The sequence below is a fragment of the Cognatiluteimonas lumbrici genome, assembly GCF_006476065.1.
Taxonomy (GTDB): domain Bacteria; phylum Pseudomonadota; class Gammaproteobacteria; order Xanthomonadales; family Xanthomonadaceae; genus Cognatiluteimonas; species Cognatiluteimonas lumbrici.
Genome location: NZ_ML636798.1, coordinates 1,780,966 through 1,805,047 on the forward strand (window position 1 = coordinate 1,780,966; position 24,082 = coordinate 1,805,047).

A 24,082-nucleotide genomic window follows, 5' to 3' on the forward strand; every position below is an offset into this window, starting at 1 on the left:
GGCCCCTATTGTAGGAGCGGCGCTTTGTGGGAGCGCGCCTTGCGCGCGATCGGGTGGCAGATCGCGCGCAAGGCGCGCTCCCACAGGACGGTCAGGCGGCGCGGGCGCGGGCGAGGTGGACCAGCAGCAGCGAGATCGCGGCGGGTGTCATGCCGGGGATCCGCTGGGCCTGGCCAAGGGTCTCCGGGCGCACGCGTTCGAGCTTCTGGCGGACTTCCGCCGACAGGCCGCGCACGCCGGCGTAGTCGAAGCCCGCCGGAATGGCGGTGTCCTCGTGGCGCTGGCGGCGTGCGATCTCCTCGCGCTGGCGCTCGAGGTAGCCGGAATACTTGGCGCCGATCTCGACCTGCTCGGCGACGGTCGGGTCGTCGACGGCCGGCGCCAGCGACGGCAGCGACAGCAGCGTGGCGTAGTCGAGTTCCGGGCGGCGCAGCAGGTCGAGCACGTTGGTTTCGCGCGACAGCGGCAGGCCGAGCCTTTCGGTGACCTCGCGGCCGAGCGTGTTGTTCGGTGCGGCCCACAATGCGCCGAGGCGCGCGTTCTCGCGCTCGATCGCCTCGCGCTTGCGCTCGAACGCGGCGAAGCGGGCGTCGTCCACCAATCCCAGTTCCCGTCCGATGCCGGTCAGGCGCAGGTCGGCGTTGTCCTCGCGCAGCTGCAGGCGGTACTCGGCGCGCGAGGTGAACATGCGATACGGCTCGGTGGTGCCCTGGGTGACGAGGTCGTCGATCAGCACGCCGATGTAGGCCTGGTCGCGGCGCGGCGACCACGCCTCGCGTTCCTGCACGAAGCGCGCGGCGTTGAGGCCGGCGACCAGGCCCTGCGCGGCCGCTTCCTCGTAGCCGGTGGTGCCGTTGATCTGGCCGGCGAAGAACAGTCCGGACACCGCCTTGGTCTCGAGCGAGGCCTTGAGTCCGCGCGGGTCGAAGAAGTCGTACTCGATCGCGTAGCCGGGGCGGGTGACGTGGGCGTCCTCGAAGCCGCGGATCGAGTGCACCAGTTCGAGCTGCACGTCGAACGGCAGCGAGGTCGAGATGCCGTTGGGATAGATCTCGGAGACGTCCAGCCCCTCGGGCTCGACGAACACCTGGTGCGAGGCCTTCTCGGCGAAGCGCACCACCTTGTCCTCGATGGACGGGCAATAGCGCGGGCCGATGCCCTCGATCTGGCCGGAATACAGCGGCGAGCGGTGCAGCGCGTTGCGGATGATCTCGTGGGTGCGCTCGCTGGTGTGGGTGATCCAGCAGTCCACCTGGCGCGGATGGTCGTCGCGCGCGCCCATGAACGAGAACACCGGGCGCGGGTCGTCGCCGGGCTGGCGCTCCATCACCGAGTAGTCGAGGGTGCGGCCGTCGATGCGCGGCGGCGTGCCGGTCTTGAGACGGTCCACCACGAACGGGCGCTCGCGCAGTTTTGCCGCCAGCGTGGCCGCGGGCGCGTCGCCCATGCGGCCGGCGGCGTACTGGGTCTCGCCCACGTGGATCTTGCCGGCGAGGAAGGTACCGGCGGTCAGCACCACCGCCGGCGCCTCGAAGCGCAGGCCGGTGTTGGTGATCGCGCCGAGGACGCGGTCGCCTTCGATGATGAGGTCGTCCACGGCGGCCTGGAAGATCACCAGGTTGTCCTGCGCCTCGACCGCGCGCCGGATGAAGGCGCGGTACAGCGCGCGGTCGGCCTGGCAGCGGGTCGCGCGCACGGCCGGGCCCTTGGAGGCGTTGAGCCGGCGCCACTGGATGCCGGCGGCATCGGCGGCGCGCGCCATGATCCCGCCGAGGGCGTCGATCTCCTTGACCAGGTGGCCCTTGCCGATGCCGCCGATCGCCGGGTTGCAGCTCATGGCCCCGACGGTCTCGATGTTGTGGGTGAGCAGCAGCGTGCGCGCGCCGGCGCGGGCCGCGGCCAGCGCGGCCTCGGTCCCGGCATGGCCGCCGCCGACCACGATCACGTCGTGGCGGCCAAAAGCTTGGCGCTGGAAGCTGTGGGTGCCCATGGGTGGGGATTATCGCGCGCCGCTGGCCGGGGTTGGCACGGTTCCTGCGTAACTTCCCGTGCACCCGCCGTGGCCAGCGCAGCATTGGGGGAGCGCGATAGCCGGGATGGAACAGGGCCGGCCAGGCGCACGGCGGGGAAGCGAAAGGGGGGAAGCAAGGGGGCCGGTGCCTGGGGAGGCGCCGGCCCCTGATCTTTTTCCGGGATCCAGTCCGCTGGAAGAAGGCGCCGACACCCGGCAGGAAAGCGGAACAGGGGGGATCCGTGATGTCCCGCCGGGTGTCGACATTGACGCGATACACCCGCCCGGGTCTAAAAGCGACGCATTGGGTCAGGTACGGGCGCTAGCTTCCGCCACCCCGGCCCACGGCGCAAGGCCGCTCACTCCTCGATAGTGCGACCGCCGTCTCCCTTCGAGTGCGCGCGCCGGATCATTTTCGACATTGCGGAGCCACGGTAGTCCGCGCGCGGGCGCGGGGCCGTGCGCTGGATCTGCGGCACCGGGCGCTGCCGGACCTCCGCACGCCGCGGGCCCTGGGCCTGCTGGCGGCGCTCGGTGACCTGGCCGAGGTCGCGCCACGGCGGGGTCGCGCGGTCCGGCTTCTGGTGACCGCCGTCGTTGCCGCCGTCGTTGCCCGGGCGCGGCGAATGCGGGTAGCCGGGGTAGCGGCCGTAGTAGTAGTACGGGGAGCGGTAGCCGTAGCGGTAGTAGCCGTGCACCGAGTACGGCGAGTAGTAGCGCCCGTAGTACGGGTAGTAGCCGCCGTAGTAGTAGTCGCGATAAACCGTCGACGGCGAGCCGTAGTAGTAATCGCCAGGCGCCGTGCGATGGGTGTAGCCGGTCACGCAGCCTGCCAGCAGCAGGACTGCGAGGGCGGGGAGAATCAGCTTGCGGATCATGGGTTTGTCCCCCTGATGTGATGGAGCCAGCATCGGCCCGGGGCATTGAATCGGTGCTTAACCCCGCCGGAATCCCGTTCCGTTAGCTGAACGGCATCACCGTCGCACGGCCGCTTGCGATGCAATCGCCGCGATGCAGGATGCGGAATCCATACTGGCAGCCGCCGGCGTCCTCCGCCACCAGCGTGGCCTCGCAGCGCAGTGCATCGGGCAGGTCGTCGATGCGCGCCGGCGCGATCTCGATGCCGCGCAATGCCACCAGCATGCCGGGGGGCGCCGTGCCGCCGGACGCGCGTGCGCGCAGGCCGCCGTGCACCGCCATCGCCTGCGCGCCGTACTCGCACAGGTGCACCGCGTGCAGGCGGCCGTCGTGGCGCAGCGGATGCGCGGGATCGCGATGGCCGTGCGTCTCGAGCAGCACGCCGTCGTCGCTCCAGTCCAGCACCGCGTCCCACAGGCACATCGCGCCGGCGTGCGGCACCAGCGCGAGGATCTCGGCGCGGGTCGCGGTGCGGCTCATGGGCGCGCCACCGCCGGTTGCCGCGCGACCAGCAGCGCGAGCACGAAGTTGGCGGCGACGCCGATGGCCACGGTGCTGCCGATCGCGCGCAGCACCGGGATCGAGGACAGCGCCAGCAGCGAGAACACCAGCAGCGTGGTGATGCTGCACACGATCACCGCGTGCAGCGTGCGCAGCTGCTCGTCGCGCGCGTCGCCGGCGTGTTCGAAGAACAGCGCGTAGTCCAGGCCGAGGCCGGCGGCCAGCACCAGCGACACCAGGTGGAACAGGTTGAGTTCGACGCCGAGCCCGCGCAGCACCGCCAGGATCACCAGCGTCGCCAGCGCCATCGGCGCCAGCACCAGCAGCGTGCGCCGCCACGAGCGCAGCGCCAGCAGCACCGTCAGCACCAACAGAACGGCGGCGCCGGCCAGCGCCAGCAGCACCCGGTCGCGGTAGGCGGCGACCAGCGATTCGGAGGCCTGCTTCAGGTCGAGCAGCTGGGCGCCGTTGGCGCGCGCGGTGGTGGCCACGGCCTGCGGCTGGGTGAGGCCGCCGAGCGCCACCAGCGCGGTAGCGCCATCCGCGCGCTGCAACAGCAGGCCGTCCACGCGTGTTGCCAGCGGCGTGCCCTCGAGGTCGGCGGGGCGCAGCGGCGCCGCGGTGCGCGCGGTCTCGACGTCGGCGGCGAAGGGTTCGAACGCGCTCCGGCGGAACGGGCTGTCGGCGAGCGCGGCGTCGAGCTCGCGGCGCAGCGCGTGCGGCTCGGGCAGCCGCGCCTGGCGCGCCTGCTGCGTGCGCGCGCTCGGCAGGTAGCGCGCTGGACTGTCGTAGCTGGTGATCGCGCCGGCGGCAACCAGCGCGTCGAGCACCGGCTGCAGGCGTTCGGCGCCGCGCAGCGCGGCCTCGGCGTCCGGTGCCTGCAGCGCGATCACGTAGCGCACGTCGGGCGCGCCGAGTTCGGTGCGCAGTTGCGCGTCCAGGCGCAGCGCGTCCGGCGGCACCGGCGTCAGCCGCGACAGGTCGTTCTCCCAGAACGGGCCTGGGGCCAGCGCCACCACCGCGAGTGCGATGACAGCAAGCACGCCCAGCGCGGCGCGCGGACGCGGCAGCTTCGAGATCCGGTGCCAGAGCTTCGCGAGCGCGTGCGAGCTGGCGGCGTCGCGCGCCGGCACCGGGTCCATCAGCGCCGGCAGCAGCCAGCGCGTCGAGATCGCCGCCGCCGCAAGCGCGCTGATGGTGAACACCGCGAGCTGTTGCAGGCCGTCCACGCCGGACACGAGGAAGGTCAGGTAGGCGATGCAGGTGCTGGCGACGCCGGTCGCGAGCGTCGGCCAGATGCGGCGCGCGGTGCCGAATGGCGACACGCCCGCGCGCTGCTGGCTGAAGAGATGGATCGGGTAATCCTGGACCACGCCGATCAGGGTGAAGCCGAAGGCCACGGTGATGCCATGCACGCCGTCGAACAGCAGCGCGACCGCGCCGAGGCCGGCCAGGCCCGCCGACGCCAGCGGCAGCACGCCCAGCAGCGGTGCCTTCCAGCTCCGGTAGGCGAACCACAGCAGCAGCACCAGCGACAGCGTGTCCACGCTGCCGATCCAGCCGGCTTCCTCGCGCGTGCGGTTGCCGATCTCGACCGAGAACGCGCCGGGGCCGGTCGCCTGCATCACGGTGCCGGTGTCGCCGCGCACGGCGTCGAAGGCCGCGCGCAACGCGTCCATCGCCTGTTCCTGCCCGGCGTGGTCGAAGCCGGCGGCGTGGGTCTGCGCCAGCAGCAGCGCGCGGCTTCCGGCGCGGTCGAACCACACGCCGTACAGGCGTTGCGGCGCGTCCACCGGCTGCCAGGCCTCGGCGAGCTTGAGCGTCTCCAGGGTCGGATCGGCGGCGACCAGCGGTTCGATCAGCGGCGCCGCGGGCGAGCCCAGGTCCTGCACGCGGCTGTCGAACTGCTGCGCCAGGTAGGCGGCGTCGAAGGTGGTGGCGTCGAGCGTGTCCGACAGCAGGTAGCGGTAGGGGCGCAGGCGGTCGGGAACCGCGTCGAGGCCGGTTTCGCGGCCGTTGGCGACCAGCTCGAACGCCGGTTCGGCGGCGAGCCGTTCGCGCAGCGCCTCGGACTGCTGCGCCAGCGTCGCCGGCGCCTCACCCGACAGCGCGACCAGCAGCAGGCGCGATCCCGGGCCTTCGCCGAGCTCGTCGATCAGCAGCTTCTGCGCCGGCGTCTCCGGGTCCGGCATGAACCGGCGCAGGTCGCCCGAGAGCTGCAGGTGCCGGCCCAGCCACCAGCCGGCGAGCAGCAGCAGCGCCAGCCACAGGAGCGCGAGGGCGAGCCGGGTGCGCGCGCTCATCCGTTCGCGTCACCGCTGCACAGCGCCGCCAGGGCCTTGGCCGACGACACCCTGGTGGCGCTTTGCGCGGCGCCGGCGAGCAGGGTGCGCTGGATCGCGCCGTCGCCGGCTGGGCGGCTCTCGATGCAGCGCAGTTCCGCGCCGCGACCGTGCAGCACGATCTGCTCGACGCGCTTTGCGAGCGCGGGGTTCCTCGGCTCGAGGTGAAGCTGCCAGTGTTCGCGGCTGCCCTCGCTGCGGACCTCGTACTGGCGCCGCAGCCGGGACGCGTCGCCGGAGAGCAGCGCGCCGAAGGTCGCCTGCAGCCCGGCCAGTTCCGGCACCCGCGCCAGCGAGAACCTGCGCGGCGACTGCCCGGCGCGCTCGATCACGGCCTCGCCGGCGTGGATGGTGGTGGTCTCGGCATACGGCGCGCGCACCTCGCGCACCAGGGTCGCGGCGTCCGGGCGGCGGTACACGCCGCTCACGCGCAGCGGCGCCTTGAGCAGGCGCGAGTCGCGCAGCTCGACGAACGGGGTCTCGCTGGGTACCGGCCGCGCCAGCCGCGCCAGGATCCAGTCCGCCTCGATCGTGTCAGGCGCGGCGTGCAGGGGCGCGCCGGCGAAGCCCGCCGCCAGCAGCAGCATCGTCGCCAGCAGCGGCGACGTCCGTCGCGTCGTGCCGCGTGGCTTCGGCGTTGTCCGGCCAGTAGTCATAGAAGTTGAACCAGTTGTAGGGGGCGCTGCGTGCATGATGCTCCAGCCGCGTGGCGTAACCGGCGATGAGCGCCGCGATCCGCGCCCTGCGCCGGGGCCGCGGCACCTGCTCGCCCTCGCTGAAGGATTCGAACACCAGATCGTAGCGGTTGCCGCCCCGGTACAGGCCGAACGCGAGCACCACCGGCGCGCCGAGCACGGTCGCGAGCTGCCACGGTGCCAGCGGGAACGGCGCGGGACGGCCGAAGAACGGCACCGCCAGGCCAGGCTCGCCCGGCTGCACGCGGTCCACCAGCAACGCCACCATCTCGCCGGCGGCGATGGCGTCGTGGATCTGCAGCATCAGCGCCGGCCCGGGCTGGCCGGCGTCGATGACGTTGGCGGCGATCTCCGGGTTGAGCGCGTCCAGGAGCTGCGTCATCGCCGGGTTGTGGCCCTGGTCGAGCACCACGCGCAGCCGCGACTGCGGCCGCTCGCGCGCCAGCGCGCGCAGCACCTCGAAGCTGCCCAGGTGGGAGCCGAACAGGAGCACGCCGCGGCCAGCGTCCAGGTACCGGTGCAGGGCCTCCACCCCGCTGGTGCGGATCGCGAAGCGGTCGGTCTCGCCGGACAGCAGGAACACGCGGTCGAGGATGGTCGAGGCGAAGCAGTGGATGTGGCGCGCCACGCCGAGCCACGACGCGCGCCGCCCGGTGGCCGCCGACAGCCACGCCAGCGAAGCGCGACGCTCCGGGCCGCGCCGGAGCAGGAAGTACAGCGTGATCGGGTACAGCAGCAGGCGCGCCACCCCGCGGCCGCCGTAACGCCCGATCGTCCGGATCAGCCAGATCGCGAACCAGCCGCCGCCCTCCGGGCGCTCCTTCCACTGCGTGCCCTGCGTGCTCATGGCGCCGCCATCTCGCCGGTGGCCAGGACCTCGTCGCCGCGCAGCACGCGGAACTGCCAGCGACGCGCACCGTCGCGCGTCGGCGCGAGCGCCTCCACTTCCACCTCGGCGGTCTCGCCGGGCAGCAAGGGGCGCAGGAACTTCACCCGCGGCAACCGCAACGGGGCGATCGGCGCGCCAGACGCGAGTTCGATGGCCTGCAGCACCCGTTCCAGCAGCACCACCCCGGGCACGATCGGCGCACCGGGGAAATGCCCGGGCAGGGACGGGTGGTCGTGCGCGACGGTGAACTTCATGGGGCCGCCACCGTACGCCAGAACCCGGGGCCGAGCGCGGCCATCCGCCGCAGGAAATCGAGGAAGCTGCGGTGCCGGCCCGGGAAGCGGTGCTTGCGCCAGGCGAACTCGGCGAGCATGAAGCCGCCGATGACCACGTAGTCGCCGATGTTGGCCAGCCACGACCACTGCACGCGCGAGGCCAGCAGCGCCATCGCCAGGTCGAACAACGCCAGCGCGAACAGCAGCACCGCCCAGGCCAGCGTCACCCGGCGGGCGTAGTCGCGCACCCCGGGCTCGAGCGCGTCGGCGGGCACGCCGTCGAGCGCGGCCACGATCCGCGTCACCAGCGGCACGCTGCCGGCGCGCAGCGTGCGCGCGAAGCCGAAGCCGACGAAGGCCACGAACGCGACCGGGACCGCCAGCAGCAGCGGCCACACGTGCGCGGTCCCGGCCAGCCACCAGAGCGCGGCGCCGAGCGCGGCGAGCAGCAGCCAGGCCAGCGCCCGCGGCTGCAGCAGCGGGCGCAGCAGCACCAGCAGCGCGATGTCGAACAACGCCAGTGCCGCCCAGCGCGGGTCGTCCCCGGCGCTGGCCAGGTGCGCGAGCAGCAGGTACGCGGCGACCAGCCCGATCCGCAGTCGCCAGAGGCGTCGCTCGCCGGCGTCCTCGCCGGCCGCCTCAGGCGGCCTTGTGCTGCTGGACATGCGCCGACAGCGCGCGCAGCGAGGCGAAGATCCGGCGGTTCTGGTCGTCGTCCGAGCGCAGCTGGAAGCCATAGCGCTTGCTGATGGCGAGTGCGAGCTCCAGCGCGTCGATCGAGTCCAGGCCGAGGCCGGCGTTGAACAGCGGCGCCTCCGGATCGATCGATTCCGGCGCCACGTCCTCCAGGTTCAGGCTTTCCACCAGCAGTTGCGCCAGCTCGCGCTCGGCGTCGGATTGCGCGCTCATCGGGACGGTCCGTCGAAAGGAATTGGCAACAGGTTAAACCAGCGCCGCTATCATGGCCTCCCCCTGCCGCCACGGCATGCCACACGAGCCACGATGCCCGCAGCCGCCACCCGCCTCCCAGCCGCGCAGGCGCTCAGCGTCGACTACGTCGCCGCGCCCGGCCCGGAAGGCCTGCTGGCGCCCGGCGATGTGCTCGCGGTGTTCGGGTTCGGCGACGCCGCGCCGGCCGCGCTTGAGGACCCGCGCTACCTCCGCATCCCGCTGCAGCCGCACCGCGGCGCGGCCCCGTACGAGGTCTGGCGCACCGGCCGCCCGGTGCGCAGCGGCCGCGACGGCGACATCGCCTGGGCCTCCGACGGCGCGCTCTCCTTCGGCGTGATCGAGGTGGACGAGCGCGCGCTCGCCGGCGACGACGACCCGACCGGCATCGTCGCCGCCGCGGCCCACGCCTACGCCCGCCTGACCGCCTTCATCCAGGCCAGCGACACCCCGCACCTGCTGCGCATCTGGAACTACCTGGACGCGATCACGCACGGCGAGGGCGACCACGAGCGCTATCGCCAGTTCTGCATCGGCCGCGCGCGCGGACTCGGCGACTTCGCGCCGGAACGGCTGCCGGCGGCGACCGCGATCGGCCGCTGCGACCAGGCCCGCGTGCTGCAGGTGTACTGGCTGGCCGCGGCCGCCCCGGGCACGCCGCTGGAGAACCCGCGCCAGGTCAGCGCCTACCGCTACCCGCGCGAATACGGTCCGCAGCCGCCGAGCTTCGCGCGCGCGATGCTGCCGCCCACCGCCGACCGTACCCCGCTGCTGCTGTCCGGCACGGCCAGCGTGGTTGGGCACGCCACCCTGCACGCCGGCGCGCTGATGGCCCAGCTCGAGGAGACCCTCGCCAACTTCGACGCCCTGCTCGGGGCCGCGCGCGAGCGCCAGCCCGCGCTGCCGGCGCGCTTCGGCGGGGGCACCCGGCTCAAGGTCTACGTGCGCGACCGCGGCGACATGGACGCCGTCGCCGAGGCCCTGCAGGCCCGCTTCGGCGGCCGCGTCCCGCACTTCCTGCTGCACGCCGCCATCTGCCGCCGCGACCTCGCGGTCGAGATCGACGGCGTCCACGGCCTCTGACCTGACCTGCAGGAGCGGCGTAACATGGCCGCATGAGCTACCCCTACACCCGCCCGCGCCGCATGCGCCGCGACGACTTCTCGCGCCGGCTGATGCGCGAGACCGTCCTCACCCCCGACGACCTGATCTTCCCGGTCTTCGTCCACGAGCTGGAAGGGCGCGCCGCGGTGCCCTCGATGCCCGGGATCGAGCGGGTCTCGATCGACGAGCTGCTGAAGGTGGCCGAGCAGGCCGCCACGCTGCGCATCCCGGCGCTGGCGCTGTTCCCGGTGACCGCGCCCGGGGCCAAGTCGCTCGACGCCGCCGCCGCGTTCGACGACGAGGGCCTGGTGCAGCGCGCGGTGCGCGCCCTCAAGATGCGCTTCCCGGAGCTCGGCGTCATCACCGACGTCGCCCTCGACCCCTACACCGCGCACGGCCAGGACGGCCTGCTCGACGACACCGGCTACGTGCTCAACGACGAGACCGTCGAGGTGCTCGTGAAGCAGGCGCTGTCGCACGCGCGCGCCGGTGCCGACGTGGTTGCGCCGAGCGACATGATGGACGGCCGCGTCGGCGCGATCCGCGCGGCGCTGGAGATGGACGGGCACATCCACACCCGCATCCTCGCCTACAGTGCCAAGTACGCCTCCGCGTTCTACGGCCCGTTCCGCGACGCGGTCGGCTCGGCCGGCGCGCTCGGCAAGGCCGACAAGAAGACCTACCAGATGGACCCGGCCAACGCCGACGAGGCGCTGCGCGAAGTCGCCGCCGACCTCGACGAGGGCGCCGACATGGTGATGGTGAAGCCGGGCATGCCCTACCTCGACATCGTGCGCCGGGTGAAGGACGAGTTCGGCGTGCCGACCTTCGTCTACCAGGTCAGCGGCGAGTACGCGATGCTCAAGGCCGCGTACGCCAACGGCTGGCTCGACGAGCGCGCGTGCACGCTGGAGGCCCTGGCCAGCATCAAGCGCGCCGGCGCCGACGGCGTTCTCACCTACTTCGCGCTCGACGCGGCACGCTGGCTGAAAGAACTGTAGAGCATGTGGGAGCGCGCCTTGCGCGCGATCGCGGCCAAGGGCCGCTCCCACAGTGAAGGAGGCCCCAATGCCCAAGCACTACGCCGTCTTCGGCAACCCGATCGCCCATTCGCTGTCGCCGCGCATCCATGCTGCGTTCGCGCGGCAGGCTGGGGTGGACATGGACTACGTCGCGATCCAGGCCGAGGACTTCGCCGCCGCGCTCAGCGCCTTCGAGGGCGACGGCGCCAGCGTGACCCTGCCGCACAAGGAAGTCGCCGCCGCGTTGTGCGCGTCGCTCGGCGAGCGCGCGCGGCGCGCCGGCGTGGTCAACACGCTGATCCGCACCGCCGACGGCTGGCACGGCGACAACACCGACGGCGACGGCCTGGTGCGCGACCTGACCGGGCGCCGCCGGCTCGACCTGCGCGGCCGGCGCACGCTGCTGCTGGGCGCCGGCGGCGGCGCCCGCGGCGTTGCGCCGGCGCTGCTCGACGCCGGCATCGGCGACCTGTTCATCGTCAACCGCACGCCCGGGCGCACCGACGCCCTGGCCGACGCGCTCGGCGAGCCGGGCCGCGTGCACCCGCGCAACTTCGAGGACCTCGGGTCGCTCGGCGAGTTCGACCTGATCGTCAACGCGACCTCGGCCGCGCGCAGCACGGATTTCCCGTCGCTGCCGATGTCGCTGTGCGGGCCGCGCACGACCGCGGTGGACCTGAACTACGGCGAGGCGGCGATCCCGTTCCTGGCCTGGGCGCGCGCGGCCGGCGCGCACGAGGCGCTGGACGGGCTGGGAATGCTGGTCGAGCAGGCCGCGGAGAGCTTCCGCCTGTGGCACGGCGTGCGCCCGGACACCGGGCCGGTGTACGCCGAGCTCGCGGGCGAGTCGCTGTCGCTGGTGTCGGCGGACTAGGCGCCGGCGGCCAGGTACTCGTCCTTCAGTCGCACGTAGTGGCCGGCGCTGTAGTACAGCGCCTCGATCTCGGCGTCGCTGAGCATGCGCACCTTGCGCGCGGGATTGCCGAGCCACATCTCGCCGCTGCCGACGACCTTGCCCGGGGTCACCAGCGCGCCGGCGGCGACGAAGCCGTGCTTCTCCACCACCGCGCCGTCGAGCACGATCGCGCCCATGCCGACCAGGCAGGCGTCGGCGATCCGGCAGGCGTGGATGATCGCCTTGTGGCCGATGGTGACGTCCTCGCCGATGACCGTGGCGAAGCCGCCGAGCTTGGCGTGCGGGCCGTCGTGGCTGACGTGGATGACGGTGCCGTCCTGGACGTTGCTGCGTGCGCCGATGCGGACGAAGTTCACGTCGCCGCGCACGACCGTCCCCGGCCACAGCGACACGTCGTCCCCGAGCACCACGTCGCCCACCACAGTCGCCATCGGATCCACGTACACCCGCTCCCCGAGCGTCGGCATCACATCACGGTACGGACGAACGTTCACTGGCGCGGCTCCCGGGAGAAAACGGCGACGACGCGGTCGAGGGCGTCGTCGGGGACGTCGAGGTGGAGGACGAGGCGGAGGCGGGGGGTGTCTCCTATGGAGAGGCGGACGCGGTGGGATTCGGCGCGTTCGCGCAGGCGCGGGAGGGTGGCGGGCGGGACGTCGACGAAGACCATGTTGGTGTGCTGTTCGACGTTGGCGACATCGGGCAGCGTCGCCAGTGCCTTGGCCAGGCACGCGGCGCGGGCGTGGTCCTCGGCGAGGCGTTCGACGTTGTGGTCCAGCGCATGGAGCCCGGCCGCGGCGAGCAGGCCGGCCTGGCGCATGCCGCCGCCGGTGACCTTGCGCCAGCGCCGCGCCACCGAGACCAGCGCGTCGCTGCCGACCAGCACCGAACCCACCGGCGCGCCGAGTCCCTTCGAGAGGCACACCGAGACGCTGTCGAAGTGCCGCGCGATCTCGCGCGCCGGTACGCCGTCGGCGACCGCGGCGTTGTACAGCCGCGCCCCGTCCAGGTGCATGCCAAGCCCGTGGCGGCCGCACAGCGCGCGCGCCCGCGCCAGGTAGTCCAGCGGCAGCGGTCGGCCGTGCCAGGTGTTCTCCAGGCACAGCAGCCGCGTGCGCGCGAAATGCGGGTCGACCGGCTTGATCGCGCGTTCCACCGCATCCAGCGGCAGCGTACCGTCCACCGCCTGCGGGATCGGCTGCGGCTGGATCGATCCCAGCACCGCCGCGCCGCCGCCCTCGTACTTGTAGGTGTGCGCATCCATGCCGACGATGTACTCGTCGCCGCGCGCGCAGTGCGCCATCAGCGCGACCAGGTTCGACTGCGTGCCGCTGGGTAGGAACAGGCCGGCCTCGAAGCCGAGGTCCCGCGCCAGCCGCGCCTGCAGCGCGTTGACCGTGGGATCGTCGCCGTAGACGTCGTCGCCGACCTCGGCGGCCGCCATCGCCGCGCGCATCGCCGCGTCCGGGCGGGTCACCGTGTCGCTGCGCAGGTCGATCCAGTCGGGGCTCGTTCCGGCCATGCCCCATGGTAATGCGCCGGCGCGCGGGCCACACTTCGGTCCATGAAGATCGCCAGCTGGAACGTCAACTCATTGAACGTGCGGCTTCCGCACCTGGAACAGTGGCTCGCCGAAGCGAAGCCGGACGTGGTGGGGCTGCAGGAGACCAAGCTCGAGGACCTGAAATTCCCGGACGCGGTGCTCGCCGGCCACGGTTACCGCAGCGTGTTCTCCGGGCAGAAGACCTACAACGGCGTCGCGATCCTCGCGCGCGGGCACGCGATCGAGGACGTGCGCGACGGAATTCCCGGCTTCGAGGACCCGCAGAAGCGGGTGATCGCGGCGACCGTGAACGGCGTGCGTATCGTCAACTTCTACGTGGTCAACGGGCAGGCGGTGGGCAGCGAGAAGTTCGCCTACAAGCTGCGCTGGCTGGAGGCCGCGACCCGGCTGCTCGAGGAAGAGCTGTCGCGGCACGACAAGTTGGTGGTGCTGGGCGACTTCAACATCGCGCCGACCGACGACGACGTGCACGACCCCAAGCGCTGGCACGAGAAGATCATGTGCTCGACCACCGAGCGCGAGGCGCTGGCGCGGATCACCGCGCTCGGGCTGCACGACAGTTTCCGGCTGCACCACCAGGGGCCGGGGCACCACTCCTGGTGGGACTACCGGCTGGCGGCGTTCCAGCGCGGCTGGGGCCTGCGCATCGACCTGCTGCTGGTCTCGGAGGCGCTGCGACCGCGCTGCACGGGCGGCGGGATCGATCTCGACCCGCGGACCTGGGAGCGGCCGAGCGACCATGCGCCGGTGTGGACGGAGCTGGAGTTGGGGTGAGGAGGGGGTCGCGGCGCCAGCGCCGCTCCTACAACACGAAGCCCGGCACTGCGGCCGGGCTCCGGGGGACCGCCAGGGCTGCGTTCAGCGCACGCGGCCGCGACGGAACAGGTTGACGATCGCCAGCAGGATGATCGCGCCGATCAGGGCCGCGATGAATCCCATGATGTCGAACCCGCTGCTGGCACTGGTCGAGCCGCCGATCAGCGGTGCGATCAGCCAGCCGCCGATCAGCGCGCCGATGATGCCGACCACCACGTTCAGCAGGATGCCCTGCTGCGCGTCGGTCTTCATGATCATGCTGGCCAGCCAGCCGATGATGCCGCCCACGATCAGCCAAATGATGAGACCCATCATGTTCACCTCTCCTTATGCATGGATTCCGGGGGACCCGCTCCCCATTCCGGGGCACGGCTAGTTTGTTCGCCCGGACGTGATGGCCGCGTCAGCAATTCAGTAAGGCGAAGGAGCCGGATTTCCCTGCAGGATCAGTGGCTTGGATCGCCGATCAGGGCCAGCAACGCGGCCCGCGGCAGCTTGCCGGTGGCGTTCCGGGGCAGCGCCGGGACCCGCTTCAGCGGCCTCGGCAGGAACACCGGGTCCACCGATTCGGCCAGCGCCGCCCGGATCGCGGCCTCGTCCAGCGACGGCGCCACCGCCAGCGCGGCGATCCGGCGCACGCCGCCGGGGCCGGGCCGGTCGAGCTGGAACACGACGCCGTCCTCGACCCCCGGGACGGCCTGCAGGCGGCGGGTGAGGTCGCCCAGCGAGGCGCGCTTGCCGGCGATCTCGAGCAGGTCGGCGTTGCGGCCGCGCAGCAGGAAGCGCCCGTCCCCGTGCAGCTCCACCAGGTCGGCCAGCGCCACCGGCCCGGGCAGGTGCGGGGCGTGGACCAGGCTGCCGTCGGGCTGGGGCTGGAGGCAGACCCCCGGATAGGGTGTCCAGGCCGTCTCGCGGGCGCTGCGGCGGTGGGCGATCACGCAGGTCTCGGTGGAACCGAACAGCTCGCGCAGCTCGCAGCCGAAGCGAGCCTCGGCCGCGGCCGCCAGCTCCGGCGGCATCGGCGCGGTCGCGGACACGATCCCGGCCAGCGGGGGCGGCGCCAGGCCGGCGTCGGCGGCGCAGGCCTCGACCAGCGCGCGCAGGTGCACCGGGGTGGTCACCAGCAAGCGGTTGCCGGGCGCCTCGTGCAGCGCGCGCACGATGTCCTGCGGGAAGAACGGGCGGCCGGCGTGCACCGCGGCCTCGCCCAGCAGCGGCAGCAGCACCGACAGTTCCATGCCGTACATGTGTTGCGGCGGCACCGTCGCCACCACGTGCGCGACCTCGCCGGCGGGCCACAGGTCGCGCAGCGCGGCCAGGTTCTGCGCAGTGCTGGCGCGGAACGAGGCCCAGGGTTTCGGATTGGCGCTGGGCATGCCGGTGCTGCCGGAGGTGAAGCCGATCGCGGCGATCGCGTCGGGATCGAGCCGCAGCGGGGGGCCGTCGGCCTCCGGCAGTCGTGCCGGGAGGCGCCAGTAGCGCGGCGGCAGCGGATCGGGCGCGTCGTCGCCGAGGCAGTGGCTGTCGGGGTGGCGCGCGAGCTCGGCGGCGATCACGCCGGGCGCGCGCGACGGCGGCAGCAGCGTTACCTGCCCGCGCACCGCGGCGGCGCAGAACGCGACCAGGAAGCGGTAGCGGTCGTCGCACAGGTTGATCGCGTGGCGGCCGTCCGGCAGCAGCGCGGCCAGGCCGCGCACGTGGCGCTCGAACGTGCGCAAGTCCACCGCCATGCCGTGGCCGAACGCCAGCGGCCGCGACGGTTCGCCGAAGGCGAGCGCGTGGCCCGGCGATGCGCTGGCGATGTCCTGGACGACTGCCGACATGGCGTTCCCGCCGCGCCATGCGCGGTGTTCTTCCCCCGCTTACTTTACGCTGGCGGCATGAGCGACGGGCCACGCTGGCATTGGCAACCCTGGCAGCCGGGACAACCCGCCGAGGAACTCGCGCGCGCCTGGCTGGCCGCGCGGCTGGGCTGCGACCCGGGCGCGGTGGCGCTGGCCCGCGACGCGCACGGCCGGCCCCGGCTGGCGCCCGCGCACGGCGCCGACGTCGGCTGGAGCCACAGCGGCGGCGGCCTGCTGATCGCGCACGGCCCGCGCATGGTGCTCGGCGTGGACCTGGAGCGCGAGCACGAGCGTCCGCGCGCGCTGGAGCTGGCGCGGCGCTTCTTCCACGAGCGCGAGGCCGCCTGGCTGGAGGCGCAGGAGCGGGCCGCGCGTTCGGCCGCGTTCCTGCGCCTGTGGACCGCCAAGGAGGCGGTGCTCAAGGCCCACGGGCGCGGCCTGGCCTTCGGCCTGCACCGGCTGGCCTTCGACGAGCGCGACGGCCACCTGGTGCTGGTCGAGGCCGACCCGGCGCTGGGCGATCCGACGCAGTGGCATGTGCGGGAGTTCGTGCCGCATCCCGGATACCGTGCGGCCCTGGCCTGGAAACCGGACAATTACCCGGATGGATGAGGCGATCGAACGGGAGCTTTCCGCCGGGCTGGCGGCGCTGGGGCTGGATGCCGCGCTCGGCGGGCCGCTGCTGGCCTACCTGGCGCTGCTGGCGAAGTGGAACCGGACCTACAACCTGACCGCGGTGCGCGAACCGCGCGGGATGGTCGCCAAACACCTGCTGGATTCGCTGGCGATGCACGGCAGCGTCGCGGACATCGCCGCACGCGGCGGCAGCCTCGCCGACCTCGGCACCGGCCCCGGCCTGCCCGGCATCCCGCTGGCGATCGCCTACCCGCGCCTGCAAGTGGCGCTGGTGGAGTCCAACGGCAAGAAGGCGCGCTTCATGCGCGAGGCGCTGCGCACGCTCGGGCTCGGCAACGCGCGCGTGGTGGAATCGCGGATCGAGGCCTTCGACGCGCCCGGCGCCTTCGACGCGATCACCGCGCGCGCGCTGGCCACGCTGCCGCTGATCCTCGAGCTGGGCGGGCACCTGCTGAAGCCCGACGGCGTGCTGCTGGCGATGAAGGGCGCGCTGCCCGGGGACGAGATCGCCGCACTGCCCGCGGGCTGGGCGCTGCGCGAGGTGCGCCCGCTCGCGGTCCCCGGCCTCGGCGCCGAGCGCCACCTGGTGGTGGTCGGACGCGCCGGCCGGGGCAGTGCATAATCCCCGGTCCGGCCCGCGTCGCGCGCCGGACCACCCATCGCATCGAGGCACGCGCCCGGACATGGCCCGCATCATCGCTGTCGCCAACCAGAAGGGCGGGGTCGGCAAGACCACCACCGCGGTCAACCTGGCCGCGGCGTTGGCGGCGACCCCGAAGCGCGTGCTGCTCGTGGACCTGGACGCGCAGGGCAACGCCACCATGGGCTCGGGCGTGGACAAGCACGAGCTCGCGGCCTCCACCTGCGACGTGCTGCTGGAGGAGGCGCACGCCGCCGACGTCATCGTCAAGGCGCCGGAAGGCTTCGACCTGCTGCCCGCCAACACCGACCTGACCGCGGCCGAGCTCGAGCTGATGGACGAGGACGGCCGCGAGCAGCGCCTCAAGCGCGCGCTCGACCCGCTGCGCGACCGCTACGACTTCATCGTCATCGACTGCCCGCCGGCGCTGTCGCTGCTGACCCTCAACGCGCTCACCGCCGCCGACAGCGTGCTGGTGCCGATGCAGTGCGAGTACTACGCGCTGGAGGGCCTGAGCGCGCTGGTGCGCACCATCGACGCGCTGAAGGGGCGGCTGAACCCGGGGCTGGAGATCGAAGGGGTGCTGCGTACCATGTTCGACGTGCGCAACAACCTCACCAACGCGGTGTCGGCGGAGCTGGTCAACCATTTCGGCGACAAGGTGTTCCGCACCATCGTGCCGCGCAACGTGCGCCTGGCGGAGGCCCCGAGCCACGGCCAGAGCATCGTCGGCTACGACCGCGGCAGCCGCGGCGCGGTCGCCTACCTCGGCCTCGCCGGCGAGGTGCTGCGGCGCCAGCGCGAGCGCGAGCAGGCCGCGCGCAACCCCAATCAGGACAGTGACAAGATGAGCGAAGCGGCAGGTACCGCGGCATGAGCGCGGCCGGCAAGAGTGCAGCCAAGAAGCGCGGGCTGGGCCGCGGCCTGGAGGCCCTGCTCGGGCCCAAGGCCGAGGCGCCGGTGCTGGAGGCGACCCCGGGCGACGTGCTGCGCTCGCTGCCGATCGACGCGCTGGCGCCGGGCCGCTACCAGCCGCGCAAGACCATGGACGACGCCAAGCTCGCCGAGCTGGCCGAGTCGATCCGCGCGCAGGGCGTGATCCAGCCGATCGTGGTCCGCGACCTGGGCGGCCGCAACTACGAGATCATCGCTGGCGAGCGCCGCTGGCGCGCCTCGCGCCTGGCCGGGCTGAGCGAGATCCCGGTAGTGGTGCGCGAGGTCGACGACCGCACCGTGGTCGCGATGGCGCTGATCGAGAACATCCAGCGCGAGGACCTCAACCCGCTGGAGGAAGCGCAGGCGCTGCAGCGCCTGATCGACGAGTTCGACCTGACCCACGCGCAGGCGGCGGCCGCGGTCGGCCGTTCGCGCGCCGCGGTGTCCAACCTGCTGCGCCTGCTCGAGCTGCCGCCCGAGATCCGCACCCTGGTCGAGACCCGCGCGCTGGAGATGGGCCATGCCCGCGCGCTGCTGACGCTGGCGCCGCAGGCCGCGATCTCGCTCGCGCGCCAGGCCGCCGAGCACGGCTGGTCGGTGCGCGAGGTCGAGCACCGCGTGCAGCAGCTCTCGGCCGGCAAGGTGCCGGCCACCGGCAAGGCCGCGAAGGCCGCGAAGGCGCGCCCGCAGGCCGACATCGTCGCGCTCGAGCGCGAGCTGTCGGAAACCCTGGGCTCGCGCGTCAACGTGCTGCACGGACGCGGCGGCAAGGGCCGCCTGGTGATCCACTACGCCGACCTCGAGGCGCTCGACGGCGTGCTCGAGCGCCTGCGCGGGACTGCTGGCTGACGGAGCTGACATGGCTGGACCCGCGTTGTCGGTGGTGGTTCCGGTGTTCAACGAGGAAGACAACGTCGCGCCGCTGGTCGGCGAGATCGTCGCCGCCTTGCGTGGACGCGTGGACTTCGAGATCGTGTACGTGGACGACCGGTCCCGGGACGCCACGCTCGAGCGCCTGCGCGCGCTCAAGGCCGAAGTCCCGGAGCTGCGCGTCGTGCGGCACGTGCACCAGAGCGGGCAGAGCACCGCGATCCGCACCGGCGTGAAGGCGGCGCGCGGCGCCTGGGTCGCGACCCTCGACGGCGACGGCCAGAACGACCCGGCGGACATCCCGAAGCTGCTGGCCGAGCGGGACCGCGCCGAGCCGGACGTCAAGCTGTTCGCCGGCTGGCGCGTGGACCGCAAGGACACCGGCAGCAAGCGCATCGCCTCGAAGCTGGCCAACGCGATCCGCTCGCGGATGCTGCGCGACGCCACCCCGGACACCGGCTGCGGCATCAAGCTGTTCGAGCGCGAGGCCTTCCTCGAACTGCCGTACTTCGACCACATGCACCGCTACCTGCCGGCGCTGATGCAGCGCGCCGGCCACCGCTCGGTGAGCGTGCCGGTGAACCACCGCCACCGCGCGACCGGCGTCTCCAAGTACAACAACCTGAACCGGGCCCTGGTCGGGATCAGCGACCTGCGCGGGGTCGCCTGGCTCATCCGGCGCGGCAAGGTGACCCCGGCGGAGGAACTGGAATGATGCTGGCGCCCGGCTCCGGCGACTTCATGAACGACCCGATCCAGTGGCTGGAGTGGACCGGGCTGTACATGTCCCCCTGGAAGCTGATCGGCCTGACCGGCGCGCTGATGTTCGGCGGCCGCTGGCTGGTCCAGTTCTGGGCCTCGCGCAAGCACCGCAAGCCCGTGATTCCACGGCTGTTCTGGTACATGAGCCTGCTCGGCTCGGGCATGACCCTCAGCTACTTCCTGTTCTCGCACAAGCAGGACGCGGTCGGGATCGTCCAGAACCTGTTCCCGGCGTTCACCGCGGCCTACAGCCTGTACCTGGACATCCGCCACCGCGGCTGGAACCGGGACAAGGCCAGCCACTAGCTATCCGCCTGATTTCTGGTGCATAATTGCCGGCTCGCTGCGCTTCTGGACCCCTCCGGCGCCCTGCGAGGCCGAAGGCTCCCGGGCTATGGGGGCCGACCACTGGCACCTTCGATGGTGCGCTCCGAGGAGTTCGATATGTCCCGCGTATGCCAAGTCACCGGCAAGGGCGTGCAGAGCGGCAACAACGTCTCGCATGCCAACAACAAGACCCGCCGCCGCTTCCTGCCGAACCTGCACGAGCGCCGCTTCTGGGTGGCCAGCGAGAACCGCTGGGTCAAGCTGAGGGTTTCCGCGCAGGCCCTGCGCACCATCGACAAGAACGGCATCGACTCGGTCCTGGCCGAGCTGCGTGCCCGCGGCGAGAAGATCTGAGGAGGATTGAGCCATGGCAACCAAGCGCGACAAGATCCGCCTGATCTCCACCGCCGACACCGGTCACTTCTACACGACCGACAAGAACAAGAAGAACACGCCGAACAAGATGGAGATCAAGAAGTACGATCCCGTCGTCCGGAAGCACGTGATCTACAAGGAAGGCAAGATCAAGTAAGAAGACGGCCCGCGAAAGCGGGCCTTCTTCATTGTGGGAGCGCGCCTTGCGCGCGATTCAATTCCCCCCGATGCACGCATACTTCAGCACCGTGTAGTCCTCCAGCCCGTGCCGCGACCCCTCGCGGCCCATGCCCGACTGCTTGATGCCGCCGAACGGGGCGACCTCGGTCGAGACCAGGCCGGTGTTGATGCCGACGATGCCGCACTCCAGCGCCTCCGCCACGCGCCAGGCGCGGGCGAGGTCGCGGGTGTAGAAGTAGCCGGCCAGCCCGAACTCGGTGTCGTTGGCCATGGCGATGGCTTCGGCCTCGTCGGAGAAGCGGAACAGCGGCGCTACCGGGCCGAAGGTCTCTTCGCGCGCCAGCAGCATGTCCATGCCGGCGTCGCGCAGCACGGTCGGCTGGTAGAAGGTGCCGCCGAGCGGGTGGCGCTCGCCGCCGAGCATCACGCTGGCGCCCTTGGCCAGCGCGTCGGTGACGTGCGCCTCCACCTTCTCCAGTGCCTTGGCGTCGATCAGCGGGCCCTGGTCGGTCTCGCCCTGCAGGCCGTCGCCCACGCGCAGCTTCGAGACCGCGGCGACCAGCTTGTCGGCGAAAGCGTCGTACACCGCGTCGTGCACGAACAGCCGGTTGGCGCAGACGCAGGTCTGCCCGGTGTTGCGGAACTTGCTGGCGATCGCGCCTTCGACCGCGGCGTCGAGGTCGGCGTCCTCGAACACGATGAACGGTGCGTTGCCGCCCAGCTCGAGCGAGACCCGCTTGATGTCCTCGGCGCACTGCTTCATCAGCAGCGCCCCGACCTTGGTGGATCCGGTGAAGCTCAGCTTGCGCACCTTCGGGTGCGAGGTCATGGCCTCGCCGATCGCCGCGGCGTCGCTGCCGGTGACCATGTTGATGACGCCCGGCGGCAGGCCCGAGCGCTCGCCGATCACCGCCAGCGCCAGCGCCGAGAACGGCGTCTGCAGCGCCGGCTTGCAGACCACGGTGCAGCCGGCGGCCAGCGCCGCGCCGAGCTTGCGCCCGAGCATCGCCGACGGGAAGTTCCAGGGCGTGATCAGCGCGGCAACGCCGACCGGCTGGCGCAGCACCACGATGCGCCGGTCGGCGGCGTGCGGCGGGATCACCTCGCCGTACATGCGCCGGCCTTCCTCGGCGAACCATTCCAGGTACGCGGCGGAATACGCGATCTCGCCGCGCGACTCGGCCAGCGGCTTGCCCTGCTCGGCGGTCATCAGCCGCGCCAGGTCCTCCCGGTGCTCGAGCATCAGCGCGTGCATGCGTCGCAATACCTGGGCGCGTTCCTGCGCGGTGCGCGCGGCCCACTCCGGGAACGCGGCGTGCGCGGCCTCGATCGCGGCGCGGGTCTCGGCCGGGCCCATGTCCGGTACCGTTCCCAGCACCGCGCCGGTCGCGGGGTTGGTGACCTCGCAATTGGCTCCGCCGTCGGCATCGCGCCAGACGCCGCCGACCGGGCACTGCATGCGCAGCAGCCCCGGGTCGTCCAGGCGCAGGCCCACGGCGCTCACGACGCACCCCGGCGATTGGCGACCAGCGCTTCTACAACCGACGGATCGGCCAGCGTGGTGGTGTCGCCGAGCTGGTCGGGTCTGACGTTAGACGATGTGCTCTCGGCGATCTTGCGCAGGATCCGGCGCATGATCTTGCCGCTGCGGGTCTTCGGCAGCGCCGGCGCCCACTGGATGTGGTCGGGCGTGGCGGTCGCGCCGATGTCGCCGCGCACCTGCTGCACCAGTTCCGCGCGCAACGCATCGCTGGGTTCGACGCCTTCCTTCAGGGTCACGTAGGCGTAGATGCCCTGGCCCTTGATGTCGTGCGGGAAGCCGACGACCGCGGCCTCGGCCACCGCCTCGTGCGCGACCAGCGCGCTCTCGACCTCGGCGGTGCCCATGCGGTGGCCGCTGACGTTGATCACGTCGTCCACGCGGCCGGTGATCCACCAGTGGCCGTCGGCGTCGCGGCGCGCGCCGTCGCCGGTGCAGTAGGTGCCCGGGAAGGTCCTGAAGTAGGTGTCTATGTAGCGCTGGTGGTCGCCGTAAACGGTGCGCATCTGCCCTGGCCACGAGTCCAGGATCACCAGGTTGCCCTCGGCCTCGCCCTCGAGCAGCTTGCCGTCGCCGTCCACCAGCGCCGGGCGCACGCCGAAGAACGGCAGCATCGCGGCGCCGGGCTTGGCGTCGACCACGCCGGGCAGGGGCGCGATCATGATCCCGCCGGTCTCGGTCTGCCACCAGGTGTCCACCACCGGGCAACGGCCGTCGCCGACCACGTCGTGGTACCAGCGCCAGGCCTCCGGGTTGATCGGCTCGCCGACCGTCCCGAGCAGGCGCAGCGACGAGCGCGAGGTGGCGCGCACCCAGTCGTCGCCCTCGCGCATCAGCGCGCGGATCGCGGTCGGCGCGGTGTAGAAGATCGTGACCGCGTGCCTGTCCACCACCTGCCAGAAGCGCGAGCAGTCCGGCCAGGTCGGCACGCCCTCGAACACCACCGCCGTGGACGCGTTGGCCAAGGGGCCGTAGACGATGTAGCTGTGCCCGGTGACCCAGCCGACGTCGGCGGTGCACCAGTACACGTCGTCGGGTTTGAGGTCGAACGCGCACTCGTGGGTGTAGGCGCAGAACACGAGGTAGCCGCCGGTGGTGTGCAGCACGCCCTTCGGCTTGCCGGTGCTGCCGGAGGTGTAGAGGATGAACAGCGGGTCCTCCGCGTCCATCGGTTCGGGCTCGCAGGTGTCTGGCTGGCCGTCGAGCACCGCGTCGTACCAGCGGTCGCGCGGCATCTGCATGTCCACCACGCCGCGGGTGTGGCGCACCACCAGCACGGTCTCGACGCTGTTGGTGCCGGGCAGTTTCAGCGCCGCGTCCACGTTGGCCTTGAGCGCGATGCGCTTGCCGCCGCGGCAGCCCTCGTCGGCGGTGATCACCAGCTTGCTGCCGCAGTCGGCAATGCGGTCGGCGATCGAGTGCGGGGCGAAGCCGCCGAACACCACCATGTGCACCGCGCCGATGCGCGCGCAGGCGAGCATCGCCACCACCGCCTCGGGGATCATCGGCAGGTAGATGGTGACGCGGTCGCCCTTGCCGATGCCGAGGTTGCGCAGCGCGTTGGCCAACCGGCACACGCGCGCGTGCAGCTCGCGGTAGCTGATGCGTTGCGGGTCCGCGGCCGGGTCGTCCGGCTCGAACACGATCGCGGCCTTGTCGCCGTGCGCGGCCAGGTGGCGATCGAGGCACTCGACGCTGGCGTTGAGCCGGCCGTCGGCGTACCAGCGGACGTGGAAGTCGTCGGCGTCGAAGCTGGCCTCGCGGATGCGCGTGGGCCTGCGCATCCAGTCCAGGCGCCCGGCGGCTTCGGCCCAGAAGCCGTCCGGATCGGCGATGGACCGTGCGTAGAGCCGCCGGTAGCCGTCGGCGTCGAGGTTGGCGGCGGCGGCGAAGGCCGCGGGGACGGGGTAACGCTCCGGCTGGGACATGGCGGGGACCTCCTGCCGCCAGTCTGCCGCAGACCGGTACTTC

General features: G+C 72.3%; 27 protein-coding genes. 12 read left to right on the forward strand and 15 right to left on the reverse strand.

What is annotated here, in order from left to right; genetic code table 11:
• Window positions 1-91: 91 nt before the first annotated feature.
• From mnmG to E4F25_RS08680, 9 genes are all read right to left on the reverse strand, one after another.
• Window positions 92-1,990, reverse strand: coding sequence for a tRNA uridine-5-carboxymethylaminomethyl(34) synthesis enzyme MnmG (gene mnmG / locus E4F25_RS08640; RefSeq protein ID WP_140909746.1), 1,899 nt, complete (start codon window positions 1,988-1,990; stop codon window positions 92-94).
• A 380-nt stretch (window positions 1,991-2,370) separates the two neighbouring features.
• On the reverse strand, window positions 2,371-2,889 hold the full coding sequence (locus E4F25_RS11485) for a hypothetical protein (RefSeq protein ID WP_181168248.1): 519 nt from the start codon (window positions 2,887-2,889) through the stop codon (window positions 2,371-2,373).
• 82 nt (window positions 2,890-2,971) lie between these two features.
• On the reverse strand, window positions 2,972-3,409 hold the full coding sequence (locus E4F25_RS08650) for a hotdog family protein (protein ID WP_140909747.1): 438 nt from the start codon (window positions 3,407-3,409) through the stop codon (window positions 2,972-2,974).
• The gene (locus E4F25_RS08655; protein WP_140909748.1) at window positions 3,406-5,733 is read right to left on the reverse strand and encodes an MMPL family transporter; all 2,328 of its coding nucleotides are present in this window, start codon (window positions 5,731-5,733) and stop codon (window positions 3,406-3,408) included. The genes E4F25_RS08650 and E4F25_RS08655 overlap by 4 nt, the downstream gene beginning before the upstream one ends.
• Complete coding sequence (locus tag E4F25_RS08660) at window positions 5,730-6,359, reverse strand: LolA-related protein (RefSeq protein ID WP_140909749.1); 630 nt, start codon at window positions 6,357-6,359, stop codon at window positions 5,730-5,732. The genes E4F25_RS08655 and E4F25_RS08660 overlap by 4 nt, the downstream gene beginning before the upstream one ends.
• Window positions 6,307-7,314, reverse strand: coding sequence for an LpxL/LpxP family acyltransferase (locus E4F25_RS08665; RefSeq protein WP_140909750.1), 1,008 nt, complete (start codon window positions 7,312-7,314; stop codon window positions 6,307-6,309). Before E4F25_RS08665 ends, E4F25_RS08660 begins: the two co-directional genes overlap by 53 nt.
• Entirely contained in the window at window positions 7,311-7,610 is a 300-nt protein-coding gene (locus E4F25_RS08670) for an ApeI family dehydratase (protein ID WP_140909751.1), read from the reverse strand. The genes E4F25_RS08665 and E4F25_RS08670 overlap by 4 nt, the downstream gene beginning before the upstream one ends.
• The gene (locus tag E4F25_RS08675; RefSeq protein ID WP_140909752.1) at window positions 7,607-8,296 is read right to left on the reverse strand and encodes a COG4648 family protein; all 690 of its coding nucleotides are present in this window, start codon (window positions 8,294-8,296) and stop codon (window positions 7,607-7,609) included. The genes E4F25_RS08670 and E4F25_RS08675 overlap by 4 nt, the downstream gene beginning before the upstream one ends.
• Window positions 8,271-8,540: a phosphopantetheine-binding protein gene (locus E4F25_RS08680; RefSeq protein WP_140909753.1), complete on the reverse strand. Its 270-nt coding sequence runs from the start codon at window positions 8,538-8,540 to the stop codon at window positions 8,271-8,273. Before E4F25_RS08680 ends, E4F25_RS08675 begins: the two co-directional genes overlap by 26 nt.
• Window positions 8,541-8,633: 93 nt before the next feature.
• On the opposite strand from E4F25_RS08680, the gene E4F25_RS08685 reads away from it, so the two are divergent.
• From E4F25_RS08685 to aroE, 3 genes are all read left to right on the forward strand, one after another.
• Window positions 8,634-9,662 carry a chorismate transformation FkbO/Hyg5 family protein gene (locus tag E4F25_RS08685; protein ID WP_342776929.1) on the forward strand — a complete coding sequence of 343 codons (1,029 nt, stop codon included), beginning with the start codon at window positions 8,634-8,636 and terminating at the stop codon, window positions 9,660-9,662.
• A 32-nt stretch (window positions 9,663-9,694) separates the two neighbouring features.
• Window positions 9,695-10,684, forward strand: coding sequence for a porphobilinogen synthase (gene hemB, locus E4F25_RS08690; protein ID WP_140909754.1), 990 nt, complete (start codon window positions 9,695-9,697; stop codon window positions 10,682-10,684).
• Window positions 10,685-10,751: 67 nt separating this feature from the next.
• Window positions 10,752-11,579: a shikimate dehydrogenase gene (gene aroE, locus E4F25_RS08695; RefSeq protein WP_140909755.1), complete on the forward strand. Its 828-nt coding sequence runs from the start codon at window positions 10,752-10,754 to the stop codon at window positions 11,577-11,579.
• Here aroE and E4F25_RS08700 read toward each other — a convergent pair.
• Window positions 11,576-12,088 (reverse strand): gamma carbonic anhydrase family protein, encoded by a 513-nt coding sequence (locus tag E4F25_RS08700; RefSeq protein ID WP_407062828.1) that lies wholly within the window; start codon window positions 12,086-12,088, stop codon window positions 11,576-11,578. The two genes, aroE and E4F25_RS08700, sit on opposite strands and share 4 nt — an antisense overlap.
• 23 nt (window positions 12,089-12,111) lie before the next feature.
• On the reverse strand, window positions 12,112-13,143 hold the full coding sequence (ltaE, locus tag E4F25_RS08705; RefSeq protein ID WP_140909757.1) for a low-specificity L-threonine aldolase: 1,032 nt from the start codon (window positions 13,141-13,143) through the stop codon (window positions 12,112-12,114).
• 42 nt (window positions 13,144-13,185) lie between these two features.
• Between ltaE and xth the strand changes: the two genes are divergently transcribed.
• Window positions 13,186-13,959, forward strand: coding sequence for an exodeoxyribonuclease III (gene xth, locus E4F25_RS08710; RefSeq protein WP_140909758.1), 774 nt, complete (start codon window positions 13,186-13,188; stop codon window positions 13,957-13,959).
• 84 nt (window positions 13,960-14,043) lie between these two features.
• Here xth and E4F25_RS08715 read toward each other — a convergent pair whose 3' ends face one another.
• Window positions 14,044-14,313, reverse strand: a complete 270-nt coding sequence (locus E4F25_RS08715; protein ID WP_140909759.1) for a GlsB/YeaQ/YmgE family stress response membrane protein — start codon at window positions 14,311-14,313, stop codon at window positions 14,044-14,046.
• 134 nt (window positions 14,314-14,447) lie between these two features.
• Window positions 14,448-15,824, reverse strand: a complete 1,377-nt coding sequence (locus E4F25_RS08720; RefSeq protein ID WP_140909760.1) for an AMP-binding protein — start codon at window positions 15,822-15,824, stop codon at window positions 14,448-14,450.
• Window positions 15,825-15,881: 57 nt separating this feature from the next.
• Between E4F25_RS08720 and E4F25_RS08725 the strand changes: the two genes are divergently transcribed.
• The 8 genes from E4F25_RS08725 (at window position 15,882) to rpmG (ending at window position 20,548) form a co-directional block, all read left to right on the forward strand.
• Window positions 15,882-16,457, forward strand: a complete 576-nt coding sequence (locus tag E4F25_RS08725) for a 4'-phosphopantetheinyl transferase family protein (protein WP_140909761.1) — start codon at window positions 15,882-15,884, stop codon at window positions 16,455-16,457.
• Window positions 16,450-17,103, forward strand: coding sequence for a 16S rRNA (guanine(527)-N(7))-methyltransferase RsmG (gene rsmG / locus E4F25_RS08730; protein WP_140909762.1), 654 nt, complete (start codon window positions 16,450-16,452; stop codon window positions 17,101-17,103). Before E4F25_RS08725 ends, rsmG begins: the two co-directional genes overlap by 8 nt.
• A 61-nt stretch (window positions 17,104-17,164) precedes the next feature.
• The gene (locus tag E4F25_RS08735) at window positions 17,165-17,998 is read left to right on the forward strand and encodes a ParA family protein (protein WP_140909763.1); all 834 of its coding nucleotides are present in this window, start codon (window positions 17,165-17,167) and stop codon (window positions 17,996-17,998) included.
• The gene (locus E4F25_RS08740) at window positions 17,995-18,906 is read left to right on the forward strand and encodes a ParB/RepB/Spo0J family partition protein (protein ID WP_140909764.1); all 912 of its coding nucleotides are present in this window, start codon (window positions 17,995-17,997) and stop codon (window positions 18,904-18,906) included. Before E4F25_RS08735 ends, E4F25_RS08740 begins: the two co-directional genes overlap by 4 nt.
• A 10-nt stretch (window positions 18,907-18,916) precedes the next feature.
• The gene (locus E4F25_RS08745; protein WP_140909765.1) at window positions 18,917-19,642 is read left to right on the forward strand and encodes a glycosyltransferase family 2 protein; all 726 of its coding nucleotides are present in this window, start codon (window positions 18,917-18,919) and stop codon (window positions 19,640-19,642) included.
• On the forward strand, window positions 19,642-19,995 hold the full coding sequence (locus E4F25_RS08750; RefSeq protein ID WP_140910394.1) for a lipid-A-disaccharide synthase N-terminal domain-containing protein: 354 nt from the start codon (window positions 19,642-19,644) through the stop codon (window positions 19,993-19,995). Before E4F25_RS08745 ends, E4F25_RS08750 begins: the two co-directional genes overlap by 1 nt.
• A gap of 138 nt (window positions 19,996-20,133) precedes the next feature.
• Entirely contained in the window at window positions 20,134-20,370 is a 237-nt protein-coding gene (rpmB, locus tag E4F25_RS08755) for a 50S ribosomal protein L28 (protein WP_140909766.1), read from the forward strand.
• A 13-nt stretch (window positions 20,371-20,383) separates the two neighbouring features.
• Window positions 20,384-20,548, forward strand: coding sequence for a 50S ribosomal protein L33 (gene rpmG, locus E4F25_RS08760; protein WP_140909767.1), 165 nt, complete (start codon window positions 20,384-20,386; stop codon window positions 20,546-20,548).
• Between the two features lie 57 nt (window positions 20,549-20,605).
• On the opposite strand, the gene E4F25_RS08765 is transcribed toward rpmG, so the two are convergent.
• Both E4F25_RS08765 and acs read right to left on the reverse strand, forming a co-directional pair.
• Window positions 20,606-22,075 (reverse strand): NAD-dependent succinate-semialdehyde dehydrogenase, encoded by a 1,470-nt coding sequence (locus E4F25_RS08765; protein ID WP_246069829.1) that lies wholly within the window; start codon window positions 22,073-22,075, stop codon window positions 20,606-20,608.
• A complete protein-coding gene (acs, locus tag E4F25_RS08770; RefSeq protein ID WP_140909768.1) occupies window positions 22,072-24,039 on the reverse strand; it encodes an acetate--CoA ligase in 1,968 nt (655 codons plus the stop codon). Before acs ends, E4F25_RS08765 begins: the two co-directional genes overlap by 4 nt.
• Window positions 24,040-24,082 lie beyond the last annotated feature (43 nt).